At 70.0% G+C, this 22391-nt stretch carries 22 protein-coding genes, 1 rRNA gene and 1 riboswitch; of the genes, 17 read left to right on the top strand and 6 right to left on the bottom strand.

The features are described 5' to 3' along the window. From rrf to ACZ4Z2_RS33610, 11 genes are all read left to right on the top strand, one after another. Positions 1-95 (top strand): 5S ribosomal RNA (gene rrf / locus ACZ4Z2_RS33660); the annotation flags it as partial. 110 nt (positions 96-205) lie between these two features. Then, positions 206-814: a CDP-alcohol phosphatidyltransferase family protein gene (locus tag ACZ4Z2_RS33655; protein WP_055715902.1), complete on the top strand. Its 609-nt coding sequence runs from the start codon at positions 206-208 to the stop codon at positions 812-814. Between the two features lie 114 nt (positions 815-928). Further along, the gene (locus ACZ4Z2_RS33650) at positions 929-3424 is read left to right on the top strand and encodes a sugar phosphate nucleotidyltransferase (RefSeq protein ID WP_468081245.1); all 2496 of its coding nucleotides are present in this window, start codon (positions 929-931) and stop codon (positions 3422-3424) included. 97 nt (positions 3425-3521) lie between these two features. Then, positions 3522-4427 (top strand): DUF881 domain-containing protein, encoded by a 906-nt coding sequence (locus ACZ4Z2_RS33645; protein ID WP_468081244.1) that lies wholly within the window; start codon positions 3522-3524, stop codon positions 4425-4427. Beyond that, complete coding sequence (locus ACZ4Z2_RS33640) at positions 4424-4756, top strand: small basic family protein (protein ID WP_009343209.1); 333 nt, start codon at positions 4424-4426, stop codon at positions 4754-4756. Before ACZ4Z2_RS33645 ends, ACZ4Z2_RS33640 begins: the two co-directional genes overlap by 4 nt. 5 nt (positions 4757-4761) lie before the next feature. After that, positions 4762-5637, top strand: coding sequence for a DUF881 domain-containing protein (locus ACZ4Z2_RS33635; protein WP_468081243.1), 876 nt, complete (start codon positions 4762-4764; stop codon positions 5635-5637). A gap of 61 nt (positions 5638-5698) precedes the next feature. Further along, positions 5699-6670, top strand: a complete 972-nt coding sequence (locus ACZ4Z2_RS33630; protein WP_468081241.1) for an FHA domain-containing protein — start codon at positions 5699-5701, stop codon at positions 6668-6670. Between the two features lie 44 nt (positions 6671-6714). Beyond that, the gene (ftsR, locus tag ACZ4Z2_RS33625) at positions 6715-7470 is read left to right on the top strand and encodes a transcriptional regulator FtsR (protein ID WP_468081240.1); all 756 of its coding nucleotides are present in this window, start codon (positions 6715-6717) and stop codon (positions 7468-7470) included. An 84-nt stretch (positions 7471-7554) separates the two neighbouring features. After that, entirely contained in the window at positions 7555-8028 is a 474-nt protein-coding gene (locus ACZ4Z2_RS33620; RefSeq protein WP_028797289.1) for a bifunctional nuclease family protein, read from the top strand. Positions 8029-8380: 352 nt separating this feature from the next. Then, complete coding sequence (locus tag ACZ4Z2_RS33615) at positions 8381-9064, top strand: MerR family transcriptional regulator (RefSeq protein ID WP_468081239.1); 684 nt, start codon at positions 8381-8383, stop codon at positions 9062-9064. 74 nt (positions 9065-9138) lie between these two features. Beyond that, the gene (locus tag ACZ4Z2_RS33610) at positions 9139-10551 is read left to right on the top strand and encodes a DNA polymerase IV (protein WP_468081238.1); all 1413 of its coding nucleotides are present in this window, start codon (positions 9139-9141) and stop codon (positions 10549-10551) included. Positions 10552-10623: 72 nt separating this feature from the next. On the opposite strand, the gene ACZ4Z2_RS33605 is transcribed toward ACZ4Z2_RS33610, so the two are convergent. Then, the gene (locus tag ACZ4Z2_RS33605; RefSeq protein ID WP_468081237.1) at positions 10624-10992 is read right to left on the bottom strand and encodes a PRC-barrel domain-containing protein; all 369 of its coding nucleotides are present in this window, start codon (positions 10990-10992) and stop codon (positions 10624-10626) included. Between the two features lie 125 nt (positions 10993-11117). Then, positions 11118-11214: riboswitch (glycine riboswitch) on the top strand. Between the two features lie 171 nt (positions 11215-11385). On the opposite strand from ACZ4Z2_RS33605, the gene gcvP reads away from it, so the two are divergent. After that, positions 11386-14271 carry an aminomethyl-transferring glycine dehydrogenase gene (gene gcvP, locus ACZ4Z2_RS33600; protein ID WP_468081236.1) on the top strand — a complete coding sequence of 962 codons (2886 nt, stop codon included), beginning with the start codon at positions 11386-11388 and terminating at the stop codon, positions 14269-14271. A 114-nt stretch (positions 14272-14385) separates the two neighbouring features. Here gcvP and ACZ4Z2_RS33595 read toward each other — a convergent pair whose 3' ends face one another. After that, positions 14386-14592: a DUF5999 family protein gene (locus ACZ4Z2_RS33595; protein WP_107465470.1), complete on the bottom strand. Its 207-nt coding sequence runs from the start codon at positions 14590-14592 to the stop codon at positions 14386-14388. A gap of 404 nt (positions 14593-14996) precedes the next feature. Next, on the bottom strand, positions 14997-15581 hold the full coding sequence (locus ACZ4Z2_RS33590; RefSeq protein WP_468081235.1) for a hypothetical protein: 585 nt from the start codon (positions 15579-15581) through the stop codon (positions 14997-14999). 568 nt (positions 15582-16149) lie between these two features. On the opposite strand from ACZ4Z2_RS33590, the gene ACZ4Z2_RS33585 reads away from it, so the two are divergent. After that, entirely contained in the window at positions 16150-17667 is a 1518-nt protein-coding gene (locus ACZ4Z2_RS33585) for a glutamate-cysteine ligase family protein (RefSeq protein WP_468081234.1), read from the top strand. Positions 17668-17789: 122 nt separating this feature from the next. Further along, on the top strand, positions 17790-18590 hold the full coding sequence (locus tag ACZ4Z2_RS33580; RefSeq protein ID WP_468081233.1) for a CPBP family intramembrane glutamic endopeptidase: 801 nt from the start codon (positions 17790-17792) through the stop codon (positions 18588-18590). A gap of 85 nt (positions 18591-18675) precedes the next feature. Here the strand turns inward: ACZ4Z2_RS33580 and ACZ4Z2_RS33575 are convergent, their stop codons facing one another. Further along, positions 18676-19485, bottom strand: a complete 810-nt coding sequence (locus ACZ4Z2_RS33575) for a PhzF family phenazine biosynthesis protein (protein ID WP_468081231.1) — start codon at positions 19483-19485, stop codon at positions 18676-18678. Between the two features lie 172 nt (positions 19486-19657). Here ACZ4Z2_RS33575 and ACZ4Z2_RS33570 point away from each other — a divergent pair, with 172 nt between their 5' ends. Next, positions 19658-20308, top strand: a complete 651-nt coding sequence (locus ACZ4Z2_RS33570) for a PadR family transcriptional regulator (protein ID WP_468081230.1) — start codon at positions 19658-19660, stop codon at positions 20306-20308. A gap of 73 nt (positions 20309-20381) precedes the next feature. Here the strand turns inward: ACZ4Z2_RS33570 and ACZ4Z2_RS33565 are convergent, their stop codons facing one another. Continuing rightward, positions 20382-20810, bottom strand: coding sequence for a type II toxin-antitoxin system Rv0910 family toxin (locus ACZ4Z2_RS33565; RefSeq protein WP_468081228.1), 429 nt, complete (start codon positions 20808-20810; stop codon positions 20382-20384). Between the two features lie 78 nt (positions 20811-20888). Next, positions 20889-21077 carry a hypothetical protein gene (locus tag ACZ4Z2_RS33560; protein ID WP_468081250.1) on the bottom strand — a complete coding sequence of 63 codons (189 nt, stop codon included), beginning with the start codon at positions 21075-21077 and terminating at the stop codon, positions 20889-20891. Between the two features lie 214 nt (positions 21078-21291). Here ACZ4Z2_RS33560 and ACZ4Z2_RS33555 point away from each other — a divergent pair, with 214 nt between their 5' ends. Together ACZ4Z2_RS33555 and ACZ4Z2_RS33550 are read left to right on the top strand one after the other, a co-directional pair. After that, positions 21292-21789, top strand: a complete 498-nt coding sequence (locus ACZ4Z2_RS33555) for a peptidase (RefSeq protein WP_468081227.1) — start codon at positions 21292-21294, stop codon at positions 21787-21789. A gap of 93 nt (positions 21790-21882) precedes the next feature. Continuing rightward, on the top strand, positions 21883-22391 hold a 509-nt coding region (locus ACZ4Z2_RS33550), incomplete at its 3' end, for an EamA family transporter (RefSeq protein ID WP_468081226.1).

The raw sequence follows: 22391 nt of genomic DNA, 5'->3' as shown, positions 1-22391 counted from the left end.
AAACGCCCGGTTACATTCCGAACCCGGAAGCTAAGCCTTACAGCGCCGATGGTACTGCAGGGGGGACCCTGTGGGAGAGTAGGACGCCGCCGAACTCCTTTTACAGCTCTGGCTCTTGGGCACTCCGCCCAGGGGCCAGAGCTTTTTTGCGTTGAGGTAGGGTCAGGGACGCATCATTGGCTCGTTTTGCACAGGAGGCCCCCGGGTGGAGGTCCAGGAGACCCGAGTCCAGACGGACCGGGTGCTCACCATCCCGAACATCCTCAGCATGGCGCGGCTCCTCGGAGTCCCCGTCTTCCTGTGGCTGATTCTCTGGCCCGAGTTCGGCGGCCCCCAGGTCGACGGCTGGGCCCTCCTCGTGCTCGCCCTGAGCGGCGTCAGCGACTATCTGGACGGCAAGCTGGCGCGACGCTGGAACCAGATCAGCAGCCTTGGCCGGCTACTCGACCCCGCGGCTGACCGGCTCTACATTCTGTCGACTCTGGTCGGTCTGACATGGCGCGAGATTCTGCCTCTTTGGTTGACGGCTGTACTTCTCTTGCGCGAGCTGGTCCTCCTGGTGATGGTCGGCATCCTTCGCCGGCACGGCTATCCGCCGCCGCAGGTGAACTTCCTCGGGAAGGCGGCCACCTTCAACCTGATGTACGCCTTCCCCCTGCTGTTGCTCAGTGACGGAACTGGATGGATCTCGTCACTCGCTGCGATTTTCGGATGGGCGTTCGCCGGATGGGGTACAACGCTGTATTGGTGGGCAGGAATCCTCTACGTGGTTCAGGTCCGCCGACTTGTCGCGGCGGACGCCATGGCTGATTGAGCCCGTCCGATGGGACGGCCGTAGTGGCTCGATGGCCCGCGTCGGAAAAGTGCGGGACAATCTGGACGGGTGAAGTCGGCTAGACCGTGTCTCTTCAAGGAGGACGCTTCCGACATGAAGGCCGTTGTGATGGCCGGAGGCGAGGGCACACGCCTTCGCCCCATGACCTCGAGCATGCCCAAGCCGCTCCTGCCCGTGGCGAACCGCCCGATCATGGAGCACGTACTGAGGCTGCTCAAAAGGCATGGGCTCAATGAGACCGTCGTTACCGTTCAGTTCCTGGCGTCCCTCGTCAAGAACTACTTCGGCGACGGTGAGGAGCTCGGGATGGAGCTCACCTATGCCAATGAGGAGAAGCCACTCGGAACAGCCGGGAGCGTGAAGAACGCCGAGGAAGCGCTGAAGGACGACGCCTTCCTCGTCATCTCCGGTGACGCGCTGACCGACTTCGACCTCACCGAGCTCATCAATTTCCACAAGGAAAAGGGCGCGCTCGTCACCGTCTGCCTGACCCGGGTGCCGAACCCGTTGGAATTCGGCATCACGATCGTGGACGAAGAAGGCAAGGTCGAGCGGTTCCTGGAGAAGCCCACCTGGGGGCAGGTCTTCTCGGACACCGTGAACACCGGCATCTATGTGATGGAGCCCGAAGTCTTCGACTACGTCGAGGCCGATGTGCCCGTCGACTGGTCCGGAGATGTCTTCCCGCAGCTGATGAAGGAAGGCAAGCCGGTCTACGGCTATGTCGCCGAGGGCTACTGGGAGGACGTGGGCACGCACGAGAGCTATGTGAAGGCGCAGGCCGACGTCCTGGAGGGCAAGGTCGACGTCGAGATCGACGGGTTCGAACTGTCTCCCGGCGTGTGGATCGCCGAAGGCGCCGAAGTGCACCCCGACGCCGTGCTGCGCGGGCCGCTGTACATCGGGGACTACGCCAAGGTCGAGGCCGGCGCCGAGATCCGCGAGCACACCGTGGTCGGCTCGAACGTCGTCGTGAAGAGCGGGGCGTTTCTGCACAAGGCCGTCGTGCACGACAACGTGTACATCGGGCAGCACAGCAATCTGCGTGGCTGCGTGGTCGGGAAGAACACCGACATCATGCGAGCCGCGCGGATCGAGGACGGCGCCGTGATCGGTGACGAGTGCCTCGTCGGCGAAGAATCGATCATCCAGGGGAACGTCCGTGTGTACCCCTTCAAGACGATCGAGGCCGGTGCCTTCGTCAACACCTCGGTGATCTGGGAGTCCCGCGGACAGGCGCATCTCTTCGGCGCCCGCGGTGTGTCCGGGATCCTGAACGTGGAGATCACCCCGGAGTTGGCCGTGCGGCTGGCCGGGGCCTATGCCACGACGCTCAAGAAGGGTTCGACGGTCACCACCGCCCGTGACCACTCCCGAGGCGCGCGTGCCCTCAAGCGGGCGGTCATCTCGGCGCTCCAGGCCAGCGCCATCGACGTACGGGACCTGGAGAACGTACCGCTGCCGGTGGCCCGGCAGCAGACCGCTCGCGGCAGTGCCGGCGGGATCATGATCCGGACCACGCCCGGTGTGCCGGACTCCGTCGACATCATGTTCTTCGACAGCCAGGGAGCGGACCTGTCGCAGGCCAGCCAGCGGAAGCTGGACCGGGTGTTCGCGCGCCAGGAGTACCGGCGTGCGTTCCCGGGCGAGATCGGCGACCTGCACTTCCCGGCCAGTGTCTTCGACTCGTACACCGGGTCCCTGCTGCGGAACGTCGATACGACGGGGATCGCCGAATCCGGGCTCAAGGTCGTCGTGGACGCGTCCAACGGCAGCGCCGGTCTCGTGCTGCCGAGTCTGCTCGGCAAGCTGGGCGTCGACTCGTTGACGATCAACCCCGGTCTGGACGAGTCCAGGCCGACGGAGACGGGCGACATGCGGCGCTCGGGGCTCGTGCGGCTCGGTGAGATCGTGGCCTCGTCGCGGGCCGCGTTCGGAGTGCGGTTCGACCCCGTCGGCGAGCGGCTGTCCCTGGTCGACGAGAAGGGACGGATCGTCGAGGACGACCGGGCCCTGCTGGTGATGCTCGACCTGGTGGCCGCCGAGCGGCGGAGCGGACGTGTGGCCCTGCCGGTGACCACCACGCGGATCGCGGAACAGGTCGCGGCGTACCACGGCACGCAGGTCGAGTGGACGACCACCTCGCCGGACGACCTGACGCGGGTCGGCGGGGACGAGACGACCATCTTCGGCGGTGACGGGCGCGGTGGATTCATCGTGCCGGAGTTCAGCAGCGTCTTCGACGGGACGGCGGCCTTCGTACGGCTCATCGGCCTGGTGGCGCGCACACAGCTCACGCTGAGCCAGATCGACGCGCGGATTCCGCGGGCCCATGTCCTCAAGAGGGACCTGGCGACGCCGTGGGCCGTCAAGGGCCTGGTCATGCGCCGGGTCGTGGAGGCCGCCGGGGATCGCTTCGTGGACACGACCGACGGCGTGCGGGTCGTGGAGACCGACGGGCGGTGGGTGATGGTCCTGCCGGACCCGGCGGAGGCCGTCACGCATCTGTGGGCCGAAGGACCGGACGACGCCTCGGCGCAGGCCCTGCTGGACGAGTGGTCGTCGGTGGTGGACAGCGCCGGACGCTGAAACACCCGCACACCCGCGTGCCGGACAAGTGCCCCCAACGGGGCCTGTCCGGCACGTGGGTGGGGCCATTCGGAGGTAGGGGGCGCGACGTGCGACGATGTGCGGCATGCCGCAGCAGCCCCCCGTTCGGAGCACACCCACGCGCCCGTCGCGTCCGGACGCCTCCATGTCGCTGCTCAACAACGTCATGGACCACAGCCTCGACGACGGGTACGCCGAGGCAGCCGCCCGGAAGAAGGCCGACGGCACCGGCGGCATGCCGAAAACCGTCCGTGCGAAGCTGAGTCTCGCCGTCGGGCTGGTGCTCGCCGCCCTGGTGGTGACCGTGGGCGCGGCGCAGGCGCGGATAAGCGCCCCGGTGGTCGCCAAGGAGCGCGAGGAGCTCATCGACCGCATCCAGCAGCAGACCGCGGCCGCGGACAAGCTGGAGGACTCCGTCGACGATCTCCGTGACGACGTGAGCGCCCGGCAGCGCGAGGCGCTCAAGGACGGCGGCGGCAGCGAGCAGGGCGAGCTGGTGGGCATCCTGTCGGGCGCCGTCGAGGTGCACGGCCCCGGCGTGAAGCTCGTCGTCAACGACTCGAAGAACGCCAGCCAGGGCGGTGACGGCGGCCCGCGTGAGACCTCCGGGTTCTCCGACACCGGGCGCGTCCGGGACCGGGACATGCAGCGGGTCGTGAACGGGCTGTGGGCGTCGGGCGCCGAGGCCGTCTCGATCAACGGGCAGCGGCTCACCGCGCTGTCGGCGATCAGGGCCGCGGGCGACGCCATACTGGTCGACAACAAGCCGCTGGTGCCGCCGTACACGGTCCTCGCGGTGGGGGACGGGCAGCGGCTGAGCACCAGGTTCCAGAACAGCCCCGACGGGCTGTATCTGCATGTCCTCCACGAGAACTTCGGGATCCGGACGAGCATCTCCGTCGAGGACGACGTCAAGGTGCCGGCCGCGCCGAGCGTGATCGTACGAACAGCAGAACCGAGCACTAGGAAGGGCACATCGTGATCGCCGTACTGGGCCTCGTCCTCGGAGTCGTGGCCGGACTGTTGGTCCGGCCCGAGGTACCCGCGGTGGTCGAGCCGTACCTCCCCATCGCTGTCGTCGCGGCCCTGGACGCCGTGTTCGGCGGTCTGCGCGCCATGCTGGACGGGATCTTCGACGACAAGGTCTTCGTGGTGTCGTTCCTGTCCAACGTGGTCGTGGCCGCGCTGATCGTGTTCCTGGGTGACAAGTTGGGTGTCGGCGCCCAGCTGTCGACGGGTGTCGTGGTCGTGCTCGGTATCCGCATCTTCTCCAACGCCGCGGCGATCCGCCGGCACGTGTTCCGGGCGTGAGGCCGATGAGCGAGAGGGACGAGACGCCGAGGCCGACGGCGGGCGCGGGCGGGGGAGCGGAGGACGAACCGACGACCCGGTTGCGCCGTGAGCTCCCGCAGGAGGTTCCCGTCACGGCCACCGAGGGACCCGGCAGGGCCGCGCCCGACGAGGAGAGTCGGCTGACCGGGCGGCAGCGGCTGGCCCAGGGGTTGTGGCCGCCGCGCTTCACGCGGGCCCAACTCATCGTGGCCGTCCTGCTGTTCGGCCTGGGCTTCGGTCTGGCCGTCCAGGTGGCCTCCAACAACGACGACAGCGCGCTGCGCGGCGCACGCCAGGAGGATCTCGTCCGCATCCTCGATGAACTGGACGACCGAACTCAGCGTCTGGAGGAGGAGAAGCAGGGTCTCGAGGATCAGCGCACCGAGTTGGAGAACAGCTCGGACCAGGCCGAGGAGGCACGCAAGCAGACCGTCGAGAAGGAACGGCAACTCGGCGTGCTCGCGGGCACCGTGGCAGCGCAGGGACCCGGCATCACGCTGACGATCAACGACACGAAGGGAACGGTCGAGGCGGACATGTTGCTCGACGCGATCCAGGAGCTGCGCGCGGCCGGCGCGGAGGCGATCCAGGTGAACGGCGTACGCGTCGTGGCCAGCACTTTTCTCACCGAGTCCGGTAAGGGAATCAGTGTCGACGGGAACAAGATCACCCAGCCCTTTCGTTTCAAGGTCATCGGCAACCCGCAGGACCTCGAGCCCGCACTGAACATCCCCGGAGGCGTGGTGCAGACACTGGAGAAGGAGCAGGCCACCGTGGCCGTGGAGCGGGCTGACAAGATCGTCGTGGACGCCTTGCGAGCGGCGAAGCGGCCTGACTACGCTCGGTCGTCCTCCCAGTGAACCGCAGGTGCATAGGGGTCGTCCGGCGAGGGCATGAGGTTGCGGGGGGTCGGCGCACCGAATGGGTGGTGCGTGGTGGAAACTGTCTGGTGGAAACGGACGTTGTGAGGATGTCCGGGTCGGCCGGTGTGTTCAGTCAGGGTTCGTCCTGCCCCACGGGCGGGTCTGTTTCGGTCAAGGGGAATCGCCCGTGAAGTTGTTTGCGAAGTTGTTCGGCAAGAGCGCGCGAGAGGGCAGCGACAACGCGACCTCCCGCCACCGCGCGCAGCCTTCGGAGGCGGAGGGCCAGGGCGGCGAGCGCCCGCTGTTCCGGGACCAGGTCGCTGGTCCGGGCGGTGACATTTCCGGAGGTCAGGGCGCGCCGTCTGTTGACCCTGCCCAGTCGGGCCGCATAGGTTTCGGGGACCCGTCAGCCTCAGGTACGGGTGGAGGGTTTGCCACCGACCCGTATGCGTCCAATGCCCCGGCGGGGCAGCCGCGGCAGGAGGATCCGTCGATGTCGGCCCTGGTGTGTACGAGGTGCGGTAACCGCAACGCGGAGAACAGCCGCTTCTGCTCGAACTGCGGCGCCCCGCTGCGTCCCGGCGCGGTGCCGGAGCGTCCGTCCGAGACGACCTCCACGATCTCCATCTCCGGCCTCGAGGCGTACGACTCCGAGACGACGGGGCAGACGCAGCTGCCGGCGCTCTCCCCGGAGGCCCAGGCCGCCGTCGACGCGCTGCCGCTCGGCTCGGCGCTCCTCGTCGTGCGCCGCGGGCCGAACGCGGGCAGCCGGTTCCTGCTCGACAGCGACCTGACGACGGCGGGCCGTCACCCGCAGAGCGACATCTTCCTGGACGACGTCACCGTCTCCCGCCGACACGTGGAGTTCCGCCGGGCTCAGGACGGCTCGTTCACGGTCGCCGACGTCGGCAGCCTGAACGGCACGTACGTCAACCGCGAGCGGATCGACCAGGTCGCCCTGCACAACGGTGACGAGGTGCAGATCGGCAAGTACCGGCTGGTCTTCTACGCGAGCCAGCGGGGTTACTGACCCGCCCCCGGACTCGATCCGGGGGGAAACCCCAGGGAAGGTCCATGCTTCGAACAACGAGCGGTGGTGCCGACCACGGCACCACCGCCGCGGACAGTGGCCTGATGAGCATCGGCACGGTGCTGAATCTGCTGCGCGAGGAGTTCCCCGAGGTCACGATCTCCAAGATCCGTTTCCTGGAGTCGGAGGGGCTCATCGAGCCGCAGCGGACCCCCTCGGGGTATCGCAAGTTCAGCGCCGGGGACGTCGAGCGTCTCGGACACGTCCTGAGGATGCAGCGGGACCACTATCTGCCGCTCAAGGTGATCCGTGAGCACCTCGCGGCCTTGGAGCGGGGCGAGGACGTCCGGCTGCCGTCGGTGGGCCGCCAGCGGGACATCGGCGACGGGGAGCGCCTGAGCGAGCTCTTCGGGGAGCCCGAGGAGCCCACCGCCGCCCGGGTCGGGCGCGCCGAGCTGCTCGCCGGCGCCGGGATCGGCGAGGAGCAGCTGGCGGAGTGGGAGTCGTACGGGCTCGTGGTGCCGCTGCCGGACGGCTCGTACGACGCCGAAGCCCTCACGGTGGCCACGCTTGTGGTGGAACTGGGGCGGTTCGGTATCGAGCCGAGGCATCTGCGGGTCATGAGGGCCGCCGCCGACCGTGAGGCGGGCCTCGTGGAGCAGGTGGTCGCCCCCCTGCGCCGTCACCGTAATCCGCAGACCAGAGCGCATGCGGAGGACCGTACGAGGGAGCTGGCGGGGCTCACGGTCAAGCTGCACGCCGCGCTCGTGCAGAGCGCGCTGGGTGTCCGGCTCCGCTGAAGCGGTGTGTTCGCCTGTGGCGGATCGCCCGGCCGATCTGTGCTCGACTACCCAAACATCCCGAGCACGGCCTAGGGTTGCTGTGTGAACGAGCTCGATGTCGTAGGTGTCCGGGTCGAAATGCCCTCCAACCAACCGATCGTGCTCCTGCGTGAAGTGGGAGGCGACCGGTACCTCCCCATCTGGATCGGGCCCGGGGAGGCGACCGCGATCGCCTTCGCCCAGCAGGGCATGGCCCCCGCGCGACCGCTGACCCACGACCTGTTCAAGGACGTGCTGGAGGCCGTCGGTCAGGAGCTGACGGAAGTGCGCATCACGGATCTGCGTGAGGGCGTCTTCTACGCGGAGCTGGTCTTCGCCAGCGGTGTCGAGGTGAGCGCCAGGCCCTCCGACGCCATAGCGCTGGCGCTGCGCACCGGGACGCCGATCTTCGGCAGTGACGGGGTGCTCGATGACGCGGGCATCGCGATCCCGGACGAGCAGGAGGACGAGGTGGAGAAGTTCCGCGAGTTCCTCGACCAGATCTCGCCGGAGGACTTCGGTACCAGCAGCCAGTGAGGCTGGGCGGCGGTGGCGTGGGGCCTCGCGGGCGCGGGGCTGTCGGCCCGTGTCGAGCGGCTGGGCCGCCGTCGAGCGACCGAGGGCGGATGGACCGCCGGGCCGCCCTGTCGTCGGGAGGCACTGTCGCGAGTCGAACGAGGGGGCGGTGTCCTGGGGGCCCGGTGCCCGACGCGTGCCGATGCGGTGTCCTGCGGTTCCGCTTAGCACATTCGGCTAGCCTTTCCCCGCGGAAGGGCACGGGAAACCACTCTCAGGGTGATTATCACTCGGCGTGCCGAGTGTGGCGGTCGTTGACGCACCCCTGGTGGCTGCCTACCGTCGAGAAGGCAGGTCAAGGACGGAGGTCGGCGTGAGAAGCAGCGGCGACGGTACGGCTGGGGGTGCCCCCGGACGCAGCCTGGGGGAGAGCGGCTCGTACCCTCCCCCGAGCGCTCGGCTCCGCTCGGGCAGGGGTTATCCGCCTTCCGGCGGCGCGGCCGGCCCCGTCCCGCAGTTGCCGACGGCTGTCCAGGCCGGCGCGGAGGCGGAACCCGAGCCGCACGAGAACGTCGGTTACCGCGGCCCCACCGCGTGCGCCGCCGCCGGCATCACCTATCGGCAGCTCGACTACTGGGCCCGTACCGGCCTGGTGGAGCCCAGTGTGCGGTCCGCCCACGGGTCCGGGACGCAGCGGCTCTACAGCTTCCGGGACGTGGTCGTCCTCAAGATCGTGAAACGGTTCCTCGACACCGGTGTCTCCCTGCAGAACATCCGCACAGCCGTCCAGCACCTGCGTGAGCGGGGCTTCAGCGATCTGGAGCGGATGACGCTGATGAGTGACGGTGCCACGGTCTACGAATGCACCTCGCCGGACGAGGTGCACGCCCTGCTCCAGGGCGGTCAGGGCATCTTCGGGATCGCCGTCGGGGTCGTCTGGCGTGATGTGGAAAACGCTCTCTCCCAGCTGCACGGGGAGCGGGTCGACACGGGCGAGACACTGGTGCGCCCCAACCCGGCGGACGAACTGGCCCGCAGGCGGAACAAGGCGGTCTGAGCGCGGAGGCCAGGGGCAGGTCTCGTGCCTGGCCTGGCAGGGCATTGTCAGTGGTGTAGGGCAGCATCGGAGATGTGAGAACCGCGCCCACGATCCTGCATCTCGACATGGATGCCTTCTACGCCTCGGTGGAGCAGGCATCCAAGCCGAGTCTGCGCGGGAAGGCCGTCATCGTGGGCGGGCTGGGGCCCCGTGGTGTGGTCGCCACCGCCTCGTACGAGGCGAGGGTCTTCGGGGTGCACTCGGCGATGCCCATGGCGCAGGCGCGTCGGCTCGCGCCGAACGCGGCGTACCTCACGCCGCGCTTCACCTTCTACCGGGCGATCAGCCAGCAGGTCATGGGGCTGCTGCACGCCCTGTCGCCGCTGGTCGAGCCCCTGAGTCTGGACGAGGCGTTCGTGGACCTGGAGGCCGGGGGAGTGGCCTGGGACGAGGCGTCGGCGCGCGGGACAGGGGTGCGGCTGCGTCAGGAGATACGAGCGGTGACCGGGCTGACCGGGTCCGTGGGGCTCGCCGCGTCCAAGATGCTCGCGAAGATCGCCTCCGAGCAGGCCAAGCCGGACGGGCTGGTGGTCATCGAGCCCGGCACTGAGCGGGCGCTGCTCGGGCCGATGTCCGTGCGGATCCTCCCCGGCGTGGGACCGGCGACCGGCGACCATCTGCGGCGCGCCGGGATCACGACCGTCGAGGAGATCGTGGAGGCGGGCGAGGACGAGGTCGTACGGCTGCTCGGGAAGGCACACGGGCACGGGCTGTACGCGATGGCGCTGGCGCGCGACGACCGGGCCGTGGTCGCCGAGCGGGACGCGAAGTCCGTGTCGGTGGAGGACACCTACGACGTGGACATCCATGACCGGGTGCGGGTCCGGCTGGAGGTGCAGCGGCTCGCGGACCGGTGCGTGCGGCGGCTGCGGGCCTCCGGTCTCTCGGGGCGGACGATCGTGCTGAAGGTACGGCGGTACGACTTCTCGACGCTGACCAGGTCGGAGACTTTGCGGGGGCCGACGGACGACCCGGCCGTGGTGCGGGAGGCCGCGGCGCGGCTGCTGGAGGCCGTGGACACCACCGGCGGGGTGCGGTTGCTGGGGGTGGGCGTCAGCGGGCTCGCCGACTACACCCAGGAGGATCTGTTCGCCCAGGCCGCGGGGGAGCCGGAGCCTGCCGAGGACGAGCCGGCGGCGGAGGTCGTCGCGGAGGAGAGCGCCGCCGTCGAGCGGCGGTGGTCGGCCGGGCACGACGTCCGGCACGCCGAGTACGGGCACGGGTGGGTGCAGGGGAGCGGGCTCGGGCGGGTCACCGTGCGGTTCGAGACGCCCGAGGACACGGAACCGGGGCGGGTGCGGACGTTCCGGACGGACGACCCCGATCTGGAGGCGGTGGATCCGCTGCCGCTGGTTCCGGGGGGACCGGTGCGGCCGTCGGAGGCGGTGCCCGTGCCGGGGCCCGGAGCGGAGCACGAGGGCGGGGCCGGGAGGGCGGCGGGTTGAAAGGTTTCGGGGTGTCGCGGGTCGAGATGGAGGGTGAGGGGGCGGGTGTCGGTGCCCCGGGGCCAGTGCGGGTCAGGGGTCTTCCTGGCCGGCGACGTGGCCGAAGTCGTGGTCCAGGGGAGGCGGCGGCGCTATGTCCAGACCGTAGTGGTGGTAGAGCTGGAGCTCCTGCTCGGGGGAGAGATGGCGGCCGACGCCGAAGTCGGGGGCGTCCTTGATGAGGGCGCGGTCGAAGGGGACGCGGAGGGAGCCCTCGACGAGTTCGCTGGGCTCAAGGGGGATGAAGGCGTCGCGGCCGAAGAGGCCCATGCGTATCGCGGCCCATTCCGGGATGCCCGTCGCGTCGTCGAGATAGACCTCGTCCACTGTGCCGATCTTGGTGCCCTTGCGGTCGAACGCCTTGCGGCCGATCAGGTTGCGCGGATCGATGTCGGTCTGCACGGGCCCTCCAAGTGGTCGCCATGGGGGTTGCAAATCGTTCCTCACCACTACGAAAAGGCACAACTGGGAAGGCGGCCACTCGAAGGCACGTGCGTTGACCGCGCTGATACGCTGGCAGCGGCTGTTGAACCCGTGCGGGAGAGTCCTCCGGACACCATCCGGAGGCGCCGAAGGAGCAAATCCTCCCCGGAATCTCTCAGGCTCACGTACCGCACGGACGAGGCCACTCTGGAAAGCAGAGCGGGTGTCGACGGTTTCCGCTCTCACCGACGGTGAAAGCCGGTCCCTACCCGGATCGGTGAAGCTCTCAGGTCGAGATGACAGAGGGGGAGGCCGTCGGGCACCCGTGCCGTGGTGCCCTCGAAGGTCGCGTCAGACCAGGAGGCCTCCGCAATGACCGCCCACCGCATCCCGCTCGCAGAGCTCGAACAGGGCATCCCGTTCGAGCGGCGTCACATCGGACCCGACGCCGAGGCCCGGGCCAAGATGCTCGCCCACGTCGGATACGGCTCGCTCGACGAGCTGACGGCCGCCGCGGTCCCCGATGTGATCAAGAACGCCGAGGCGCTGAAGCTGCCGGGCGCCCGTACCGAGGCCGAGGTGCTCGCCGAGCTGCGTTCGCTCGCCGACCGCAACCAGGTGCTGGGCTCCATGATCGGGCTCGGCTACTACGGCACCTTCACCCCGCCGGTCATCCTGCGGAACGTCATGGAGAACCCCGCCTGGTACACGGCCTACACGCCGTACCAGCCCGAGATCTCCCAGGGGCGGCTCGAGGCGCTGCTCAACTTCCAGACCATGGTCGCCGAACTCACCGGCCTGCCCACCTCCGGCGCCTCCCTGCTCGACGAGGGCACGGCAGCCGCCGAGGCCATGGCGCTGTCCCGGCGCATGGGCAAGAACAAGAAGGGCCTCTTCCTGGTCGACGCGGACGCCCTGCCGCAGACCATCGCCGTGATCGAGACCCGCGCCGAGCCCACCGGGGTCGAGGTCGTCGTCGCCGACCTCAGTGACGGCATCCCCGCCGACATCGCCTCCCGCGAGATCAACGGCGTGCTCCTGCAGTACCCCGGCGCCTCCGGTGCCGTACGCGATCTCAAGCCGGTCATCGAGCAGGCCCACGGGCTCGGCGCGCTCGTCACCGTCGCCGCCGACCTGCTGGCCCTCACCCTGCTGACCCCGCCCGGTGAGCTGGGCGCCGACATCGCGGTCGGCACGACGCAGCGGTTCGGTGTGCCGATGGGCTTCGGCGGGCCGCACGCCGGCTACATGGCCGTGCACGAGAAGTTCGCGCGCAGCCTGCCCGGACGGCTCGTGGGCGTCTCCGTGGACGCGGACGGGCACAAGGCGTACCGGCTCGCCCTCCAGACGCGAGAGCAGCACATCCGCCGCGAGAAGGCCACCAGCAACATCTGCACCGCCCAGGTGCTGCTCGCCGTGATGGCCGGCATGTACGCCGTCTACCACGGGCCCGAGGGGCTGCGCACCATCGCCCGGCGTACCCACCGCTACGCCTCCGTCCTCGCCGCGGGGCTCGCCGCGGGCGGGATCGAGGTCGTGCACGGCGCCTACTTCGACACGCTGACCGTGCGGGTGCCGGGACGGGCCGCCGAGGTCGTCGAGGCCGCGCGGCAGCACGGGGTGAACCTGCACCTCGTCGACGCCGACCGGGTGTCCGTCTCCTGCGACGAGACCACCACGCGGGCGCAGCTGGGTGCCGTGTGGACCGCGTTCGGGGTGGAGGGCGACGTCGAGGACCTCGACGCCGTCGCCGAGGACACGCTGCCCGAGGCGCTGCTGCGCTCCGACGACTACCTCACGCACCCCGTGTTCCACGAGCACCGTTCCGAGACCGCGATGCTGCGCTACCTGCGCCGCCTCGCCGACCGGGACTACGCCCTCGACCGGGGCATGATCCCGCTGGGCTCCTGCACGATGAAGCTCAACGCGACCACCGAGATGGAGCCGGTGACCTGGCCCGAGTTCGGGCAGCTGCACCCCTTCGCGCCCGCCGCGCAGGCGCAGGGCTATCTGACGCTGATCCGCGAGCTGGAGGAGCGGCTCGCCGAGGTCACCGGGTACGACAAGGTGTCGCTCCAGCCGAACGCCGGCTCGCAGGGCGAGCTGGCCGGTCTGCTCGCCGTACGCGGCTACCACCGGGCCAACGGCGACGACCAGCGGACCGTGTGCCTGATCCCGTCCTCCGCGCACGGCACCAACGCCGCGAGCGCCGTGATGGCCGGCATGAAGGTCGTCGTCGTGAGGACCGCCGAGGACGGCGAGATCGACGTCGAGGACCTGCGGGCGAAGATCGAGCAGTACCGCGACGAGCTGTCCGTGCTGATGATCACCTACCCGTCGACGCACGGTGTGTTCGAGGAGCACGTCGCCGACATCTGCGCCCAGGTGCACGAGGCGGGCGGCCAGGTCTACGTCGACGGCGCCAACCTCAACGCCCTGGTGGGCCTTGCCAAGCCCGGCCACTTCGGCGGTGACGTCTCGCACCTGAACCTGCACAAGACGTTCTGCATCCCGCACGGCGGCGGTGGCCCCGGTGTCGGGCCGGTCGCGGTCCGGGAGCACCTGGCGCCGTACCTGCCGAACCACCCGATGCAGCCGGCGGCCGGCCCGGAGACGGGCGTGGGCCCGATCTCGGCCGCCCCGTGGGGTTCGGCGGGCATCCTGCCGATCTCGTGGTCGTACGTCCGGCTGATGGGCGGCGAGGGCCTCAAGCGGGCCACGCAGGTCGCCGTGCTCAGCGCCAACTACATCGCCAAGCGGCTGGAGCCGCACTACCCGGTGCTGTACACCGGCCCGGGCGGGCTCGTCGCGCACGAGTGCATCGTCGACCTGCGGCCGCTGGCGAAGACGACCGGGGTGAGCGTCGACGACATCGCCAAGCGGCTGATCGACTACGGCTTCCACGCGCCGACGATGTCGTTCCCGGTGGCCGGGACGCTGATGATCGAGCCGACCGAGTCGGAGGACCTCGCCGAGCTGGACCGGTTCTGCGACGCGATGATCGCGATCCGCGCGGAGATCGAGAAGGTCGGCTCGGGCGAGTGGCCCGCCGACGACAACCCGCTGCGGAACGCGCCGCACACCGCGGCCGCGCTCGGCGGCGAGTGGAGCCACGCGTACACCCGCGAGGAGGCCGTGTTCCCGGTCGGCGTCAAGCCCGCCGACAAGTACTGGCCGCCGGTGCGCCGGATCGACCAGGCCTTCGGTGACCGGAACCTGGTCTGCTCCTGCCCGCCGCTGGACGCCTACGAGGAGTAGTCAGCCGCGGATACGCGTCGGGGCCGGTTCGGAGAGTGCTTCTCCGGCCGGCCCCTCTTGTGTCCGGGCGGGCGTCCGCTGCGGGACGCTCGCCCTGTGCGCACCTCTCGCGGCTCAGGCCGCCGTCATCACCGTGCCGCTGTCGAGCGGGCGGTGCGGGGCGATGATCTGACCGTCGGGAAGGAGCTCACCGGTGTCCTCGAAGAGCAGAACGCCGTTGCAGAGCAGGCTCCATCCCTGCTCCGGGTGGTGCGCCACGAGTCGGGCGCCTTCCCGGTCGGCGGATTCGGCGGTCGGGCACGGTGGCTGGTGCTGGCACATGGTTGTTGGGATCTTTCGCTCTGTCGTGAGTGGTGAGATGACTGTGGTGTCTGTTCCGCGGCGTGAAGCCTCGCTCATGGCCGCCCCCCGTTGTGATGATTCGGTCCGGTCCCCAGTGTTGCCCCACGGGCGTCAGTCCGCAGGCATTTCGCAGCACGGCTTTCTCACAGCTTGATGACGCATCCTCCACGCGGACGGTTCATCGGAACTCCCCTGTCCGTTCGGGTGGTTCGCCATGGTCGGATGGGACTAGTCGGACGGGGGAGGCGGACCATGAATGGCTCGTTCGAGCGTATTGCCACGCGTTAGAGCGGAATGCCGCGCCGATGGCAATGGCTTACCCCGCCGCCCGGATATCGGCGGCGGGGTAAGCAACGGTGCGAATGAGGCGCGGCCGCCCGGGCTCAGGCGGGCGACCCCATGAGGGGGGCGGGGGTCAGGCGGGTGGTCAGGACCGGGAGGAGGTCGGCCACCCGGTGCGGACGGTGGGCCGCGATCCCGGGTGGGGCCGGAGCCAGCGGGACGAGGAGGTCGGTCGGTGCCGGGACGCCGGTGGCGCCGTCGGCGGTGGTGTCCGCGTGCAGCCACAGAGTGAGCATGTACAGCTCGGGCACGGACAGCAGGCGGGGCTGGTACGGCTGTTGCATGAGGTCGGCCTGGCGCAGGGCGAGTTCGGTGGAGGCGATGTACGGGCCCTCGAAGAAGTGCGAGAAGGCCCATCCGTCGGGGGTGAGGCGGGTCTCGGCGGCGGCCAGGGCGCGGTCGCCGGAGCGGATCAGGAAGCGCCAGCCCGCGAGCCGAGTGCTGCCGGCGCCCTCGGGAGTGATCCGGTCGAGTACGTGGACGGGCAGCGGAAGTTCGGGAGTGGCGGGACCTTGGGCGCTTCGCAGGGAGGGAGTTCGGGCCTCGCTGACGGCGGTGGGAGATCCGAGTGCCGTGAGGACGGTGCGCAGGGCGGGCGCGGGAGCCGGGGGGACAAGCAGCGGCATGGTGGGTCGCCTCTCATTCGACAGGCACGGTGGCGCGAGGGCGGGGGCGGACGGCGCTGTCAGCTCTCGGGGATCGGAGAGACGGGTGCCCGGGGTCCGGTGCGTGGATTAGGGGTCCGCCGTGCGGGCTCCGACGGCAGGACCGAGGAACCGCGAGCGCCGACTCTCAGCCTCGTTTGCGAAGTTTATACGACGCATGTTCAATCAGTGTTTCGCCTAGCTGTCTTTGATATGAAGAGCAAGGCGGTATCAGGTCGCTGAATCGCGGGAATCATCCCGATTCTCTATCGGGAGTCAGAGGGTGACCTCGGATTACCGTCGCGTAGCGGTCGGCCGGTTCTCGTCGGCGCTTTTCACGAATCCCCTGGCATGGAAAGCGCGTGCTCTTTTGTGCCGCGTGAATGTGCCAGAAGCACGCCGAGCCAATAACGTCGGGGGTGAACGCGCTCAGCCTAGCGGGCGCAGGTCTCGCGCGGGACGTTATCGATGGCTCTGCCTGGGCATCATCATCCGTGAACCGCAGTCGTGGCCGGCTCGTCGGCCTGCCCATCCGAGGAGGGACACTTCGATGGGAGAGAAGGTCGTGGCGGGGTCGTTCGGCCTGTCCGACCGTCAGCTCTACCGTGACAAACTGCGGCAGTGCCTGGCGGGACTGGAGCGCCTGCTGGAGGAGAAGCGGTTCGACCGCCCCAAGAACCTGATGGGTGTGGAGATCGAGCTGAACCTCGTCGGGGCGGACGGTCTGCCGAGAATGATGAATGCGCAAGTACTCGAACGGATTGCGAGCCGTGATTTCCAAACAGAACTCGCCATGTTCAACCTGGAAGTCAACATCGCTCCACACCGGCTGGGCGGCCGGGTTTTCGACCAGCTTTCCGAGGAGCTGCGGACGTCCCTGGCGTACGCCGACCGGAAGGCCGGGGAGGTGGACGCCGGCATCGTGATGATCGGCATTCTGCCGACGCTCGACCGGGACGACCTGGTCTCGTCCAACCTTTCCGCGGGCGACCGCTACACCCTGCTCAACGATCAGATCGTCGCCGCCCGCGGTGAGGACTTCACCCTCGACATCGACGGGGTGGAGCGGCTCGTGTGCACCTCGAAGTCGATCGCGCCCGAGGCAGCCTGCACCTCCGTGCAGCTGCATCTCCAGGTCACCCCCGAGCGCTTCGCCGATGTGTGGAACGCGGCTCAGGCGGTCACCGCGGCGCAGGTCGCCATCGGCGCCAACGCGCCGTTCCTGTTCGGCCACGAGCTGTGGCGGGAGTCGCGGCCGCCGCTCTTCCAGCAGTCCACGGACACCAGGCCGCCGGAGCTCCAGGCCCAGGGGGTGCGGCCGCGCACCTGGTTCGGCGAGCGGTGGATCTCCTCGGCGTACGACCTCTTCGAGGAGAACCTGCGCTTCTTCCCGGCGCTGCTGCCCATCTGCGACGACGAGGACCCGCTCGCCGTCATCGACGCGGGCGGCGTGCCCAAGCTCGCGGAGCTCACCCTGCACAACGGCACCGTCTACCGCTGGAACCGGCCGGTGTACGGCATCGCGGACGGGGTCCCGCACCTGCGGGTGGAGAACCGGGTGCTGCCCGCCGGACCGACCATCACCGACGTGATCGCCAACGCGGCCTTCTACTACGGGGTCGTGCGCGCCCTCGCCGAGGAGTCACGGCCCGTCTGGACGCGCATGCCGTTCGAGACCGCGGCCGCCAACTTCGACGAGGCGTGCCGGCACGGCATCGACGCGCGGTTGCAGTGGCCGCGCCGGGGCCGGTACGGCGGGGTGGGGTCCGTGGACGCGGTCAACCTCGTACGGGAGGAGCTGCTGCCGCTCGCCGAGGCGGGGCTGGACGCGTGGGGTGTCGAGCGGGTCGACCGGGACTTCTACCTCGGGGTGATCGAGGAGCGCTGCCGGCGGCGGGTCAATGGGGCGTCCTGGCAGGTCGAAACGTTCCACCAGGCGCTGGCCAAGGGCCTCGGGCGGGATGCGGCACTGGCCGCCACGACTCGCAGGTACTGCGAGCTGATGCACGCCGGGGAGCCGGTGCACACCTGGCCGGTGGGGTTGCCGGAGCCGGTGCCGATGGGCTGAGGAGCCGGTGCTCTCTGCCGGCTCCGCCGGTGGCCCGGGCCCTGAACGCACGCCCCCGGAAAGATCCGTGGCACCGCACGCGATGATGGTCCTCCGGTGGGAACGGACCAGTGGAGGCGTGGGTGCAGGGGCAGGCGGAGCCGGTGGGCGGTGCGGTGCCGTGGGAGCGGCCGACCCGGCGGATACTCAGGGACGAGACCCTGCTCGTGCTGGGCCTCTCGCTCGGCGCGAGCGGTGTGTCCGCGCTGATCAGCTTCATCGGCTCGGTCACCAAGCCGGGCGGGCTGAAGGACCAGGCGGCCACCATGAACGCCTCGGCGGCGCCCGGCCGTCCGTGGCTCGACCTCGCGTGGCAGCTGTTCGGGATCACGACCGCGCTGGTGCCCGTCGCGCTGGTCGCGCACTTCCTGTTGAGGGAGGGCGCGGGGCTGCGGACGCTCGGGTTCGACCGTACGAGGCCGTGGTTCGACCTCGGCCGGGGCGCGGCGATCGCCGCCGTGATCGGCAGTACGGGCATCGCCTTCTACCTGGCGGCCCGGGGCCTCGGCTTCAACCTCACCGTGGTGCCGGAGGCGTTGCCCGAGGTGTGGTGGAAGTATCCGGTGCTGATCCTCTCGGCGATCCAGAACGCGGTCCTCGAAGAGGTGATCGTGGTCGGCTATCTGCTGCGCCGGCTCCACCAGCTCGGCTGGTCCCCGGGCGGCGCGCTCGCCGCCAGTTCGGTGCTGCGCGGGTCGTACCACCTCTACCAGGGCATCGGCGGGTTCGTCGGCAACATGGTGATGGGCGTGGTGTTCGTCTACCTGTACCGGCGGTGGGGGCGCGTCGGCCCCCTGGTCGTGGCGCACTCGCTGCTCGACATCGGGGCGTTCGTGGGCTACGGGCTGCTCGCGGGCAAGGTGGGGTGGCTGCCGACGGCCTGACGGAGCGGGGGCGGGAGCGGGAACGCCGGGTTTGCGGCGGAGGCAGGGGCGTACGGCGGGTGTCGTACGCCCCTGTGGTGTGTCGTCAGGCCAGTAGCTCGCCGTCGATCACCGTGACCGCTCGGCCGCTCAGGAGGGTGCGGTCGCCGCGGTGCTCGGTGCGGACGTGGCCCGAGCGGGGGGACGCCTGGAGTCCGGTGAGGGTGGGGCTGCCGAGGCGCTCGGACCAGAAGGGGGCGAGCGCGGTGTGGGCGCTGCCCGTGACCGGGTCCTCGTCGATGCCGACGTTGGGGAAGAAGCAGCGCGAGACGTAGTCGTGGCCGGCGGAGGGGTCCTCGGCGCGGGCGGTGGCGATGACGCCGCGGCGGGAGTGGCGGCCGAGGCTCCTGAGATCGGGGGTGAGGCCGCGGACCGTCTTCTCGTCGGCCAGCTCCAGCAGCAGGTCTCCCACGTGGGGGCCGGTGTCGAACACCGTGAGCGGCTCGGCGCCCAGGGCCTCGGCGAGTCCGTCCGGGGCGGTGACCGGGGTGAGGGGCGCGGTCGGGAAGTCGAGCGTGAGGGAGCCGTCAGGGCGGGGCGTCGCGCTGAGGACGCCGCTGCGGGTGGCGAACCGTACCGGGCCCTCGTGCGTGCCCGTGGTGGTCAGGACGTGCGCGGTGGCCAGCGTGGCGTGGCCGCACATGTCCACCTCCGCGACGGGTGTGAACCAGCGCAGGGCCCAGTCGGCCTCGCTGCCCCCGGGGAGCGGGTGCGCGAAGGCGGTCTCGGCGTGGTTGACCTCCCGGGCGACGTTCTGGAGCCAGGCGTCGTCCGGGAAGGAGTCGAGGAGGAGGACACCGGCCGGGTTGCCGTGGAAGGGGCGGTCGGTGAAGGCGTCGACGATACGAATACGCATGGGGTGACGCTAGGGGGCCGGTGGAGGTGCCGGCCAAGGCCAATCGCCGAGCACTGGACCGATCACTGGGCAGCGCGGCTGAGGGAGTTCGCGAACGGGTCTGGTCGTAAGACAGGTTCCGATATATCGTTGAAGCATCGCGACAGATCAACGATGGAATGGAGTGATCGTGATGCGTTCCCGTGGACAGGACTACGGACAGGGCTTCGGGTTCGAGCGGGGGCATGGGCGCCGGGGTGGCGGCCATCCGTTCGGCCGGGGTGACGGTGAGGCGCCGCGCGCCGCTTTCGGGCCCTTCGGGCCGGGCCATGGCGGCCCCGGCCCCTTCGGGCCGTTCGGGCCGGGCCCCTGGGGCGGACGAGGCCGCGGCGGTCCCAGGGGGAGGGCGCGGCGGGGAGACGTGCGCGCGTCGATCCTGGCCCTCCTCAAGGACCGGCCCATGCACGGCTACGAGATGATCCAGGAGATCGCCGAGCGCAGTGGCGGGGCGTGGAAGCCCAGCCCCGGCTCGGTGTACCCCACCCTCCAGCTGCTGGAGGACGAGGGGCTGATCGCCAGTGCGAGCGAGGGCGGCAAGAAGCTGTTCTCGCTCACCGAGGCGGGCCGTACCGCGGCCGAGGACGGGCCCGACGCCCCCTGGGAAGAGGCGGGGCGCGGGGTCGACTGGGAGGCGTTGAGCGAGATCCGGCAGGCCGGGTTCGGTCTCATGGAGGCGTTCGGGCAGGTCTGGAAGACCGGTGACAAGGACCAGCGCGACAAGGCGCTGGCCGTGATCAACGAGGCCCGCAAGAAGCTGTACCTGATCCTCGCCGACGAGGACTGAGGCAAGGGTCGGCGCGGCAGGTCGGGGCGCCCCGCGGAGTGGTTCCGCGGGGCGCCTTTCCGTATGTGCTGTCTCACCTCACGAGGGCGTCCAGCCTGCGCAGCGACTCGCTGAGGGCGGCGGTCGCGGAGTCCTTGAGCTTGCCCGCCATCAAGGAGACGGCCGCGCCGGTGAAGCTTCCGTCGATGCGGACCGTGGTGGTGTCGCCGTCGGGGGTGAGGGTGTAGCGCGTGGCCAGGTCGACGGCCATCGGGCCCTTGCCGCGTATGGTCAGCACCCTGGCCGGTTCCAGCTCGGCGATGGTCCACACGACCTCCGCCGGGAAGCCCATGAGTTTCAGGTTCTCCTGGAAGGAGCCGCCCACCGCGAGCGTCTCCGGGCCGCCCTTGGGGAAGCCGGTGTGGGTCGTGTTCCACTCGCCGTGCGAGGGCCAGTCCACGAGCCGGGCCCAGACCTGCTCGGCGGGCGCCCCGATGCGTGCCTCCGCGCTGACATCGGCCATGCGACAACCCCTTCGTCTCGGACGGTGGTGTCGCGGAACGTAGCCGCGAGGGCCGGAACATTCAATACTGATGAACTGTCAGAAACCCCGGATGATCAGTGCCGCGTCGAACACGTCGCACGCGCGGGGCAGCCGGCTCTCGTCATGGCAGTGCCACGCCTCCCAGAACAGATCGGCGGGCAGCGCGTCCTCCGGCGCGTACACCCGGTACACGTACTGCCTGCCGTCGATCGCCGACAGGGTCACCAGCCAGCATCCGTTCTCCATCGGCATTCGCTCTCCCTGTGGAGGGGACGAGCGCCGGTGGGATCCGGTTGCGTACGGGGCGCCTGGGCGAACGGCGCGCGCCCCTGGGGCCGTGGGGGGCGCCTCTCCTCCGTAGGGAGGAGGCGGAAGCCGTCCTTGCGCAACCTGTGTCGGACGCGAAGATGGTTCCTCTCGTGGATGACGTCCGGCCCCTGTGGCTGATGGGGTGGAAGGCGTGCGATCCCGTATTCCCCGGCAGGCGGCCGTCGGCGACGGCCCGAACCACGCGGAGCTCGAGAGCAGGCTCACGGACGAGCTGGACTCTGTGGTCGGCGGCGCGCGCAGACGGGCGCTGCGGGACGGCGACCGGCAGATCGACACGGCCCATCTGCTGCATTCGCTCCTGGAGGCCGACCCGCAGGTGAGAGCCGCCTTCGACCCGCCGCAGATCGCCCGGCTGCTCGGCTATCTGGTGCAGCGGAGCATCGGCTACGGGCTGCGGTGGCAGATCGGCGTCGAGGACTCGGGCGCCGGGCCCGTGGCGCCCGGAGTGCCCGGCTGGTCGCCGGTGGCGGCGCGGGCCATGACGGAGGCGTACGAGCGGGCCGCGCGGCGCGGTGCCGACCGGGCCCACGGGGTCGACCTGCTCGCCGCGATCGTCTCGGCGCCGGCATCGCGGGCGGTGGAGGTGCTCGGGCATGCCGGTGTCGATGTCGGGGACATCGGTCGCTGACGGTTCGACCGGGCCTCTCGACCGGGCCGTCCGAGCGGTGAGACAGGAGCAATCAGGGGTGACGCTCCTGTTCTTGCCTGTCATCATGGGCCGGTGCACACGTCGCAGGGGAACCAGGGCAATCAGGGGAGTCATGGGCGGAGCGGGCGCGGGATCGGACTGGGGCTCGCGCTCGGATCCGCGCTCGCCTTCGGCGGGTCCGGCACCGCTGCGAAGCCACTCATCGAGGCGGGGCTCGACCCGCTGCACGTGGTGTGGCTGAGGGTCGCGGGCGCCGCGCTGGTCATGCTGCCGCTGGCCGTGCGCCACCGGGACCTGGTGCGACGGCGCCCCGCTCTCCTCGCCGGGTTCGGGCTGCTGGCCGTGGCCGGCGTCCAGGCCTTCTACTTCGCGTCCATCTCCCGGATCCCCGTCGGGGTCGCCCTCCTCGTCGAGTACCTCGCTCCGGCACTCGTCCTGGGCTGGGTGCGGTTCGTGCAGCGGGGGGCCGTGGACCGAGACACCGCCACGAGGGTTGTCCCCCCTGTCGGGGGGCTCGTCTGCGTTGTCGAGGGGTGGGGGGGGGTGAGGTTTTCCGCGCTGGGCCCTCTTCTCTCCCCCGG

This window comes from Streptomyces sp. NPDC030183, from assembly GCF_055573455.1.
Note: the sequence above shows the minus strand (reverse complement) of the source record. Positions and strands in the feature narration are given on the sequence as shown.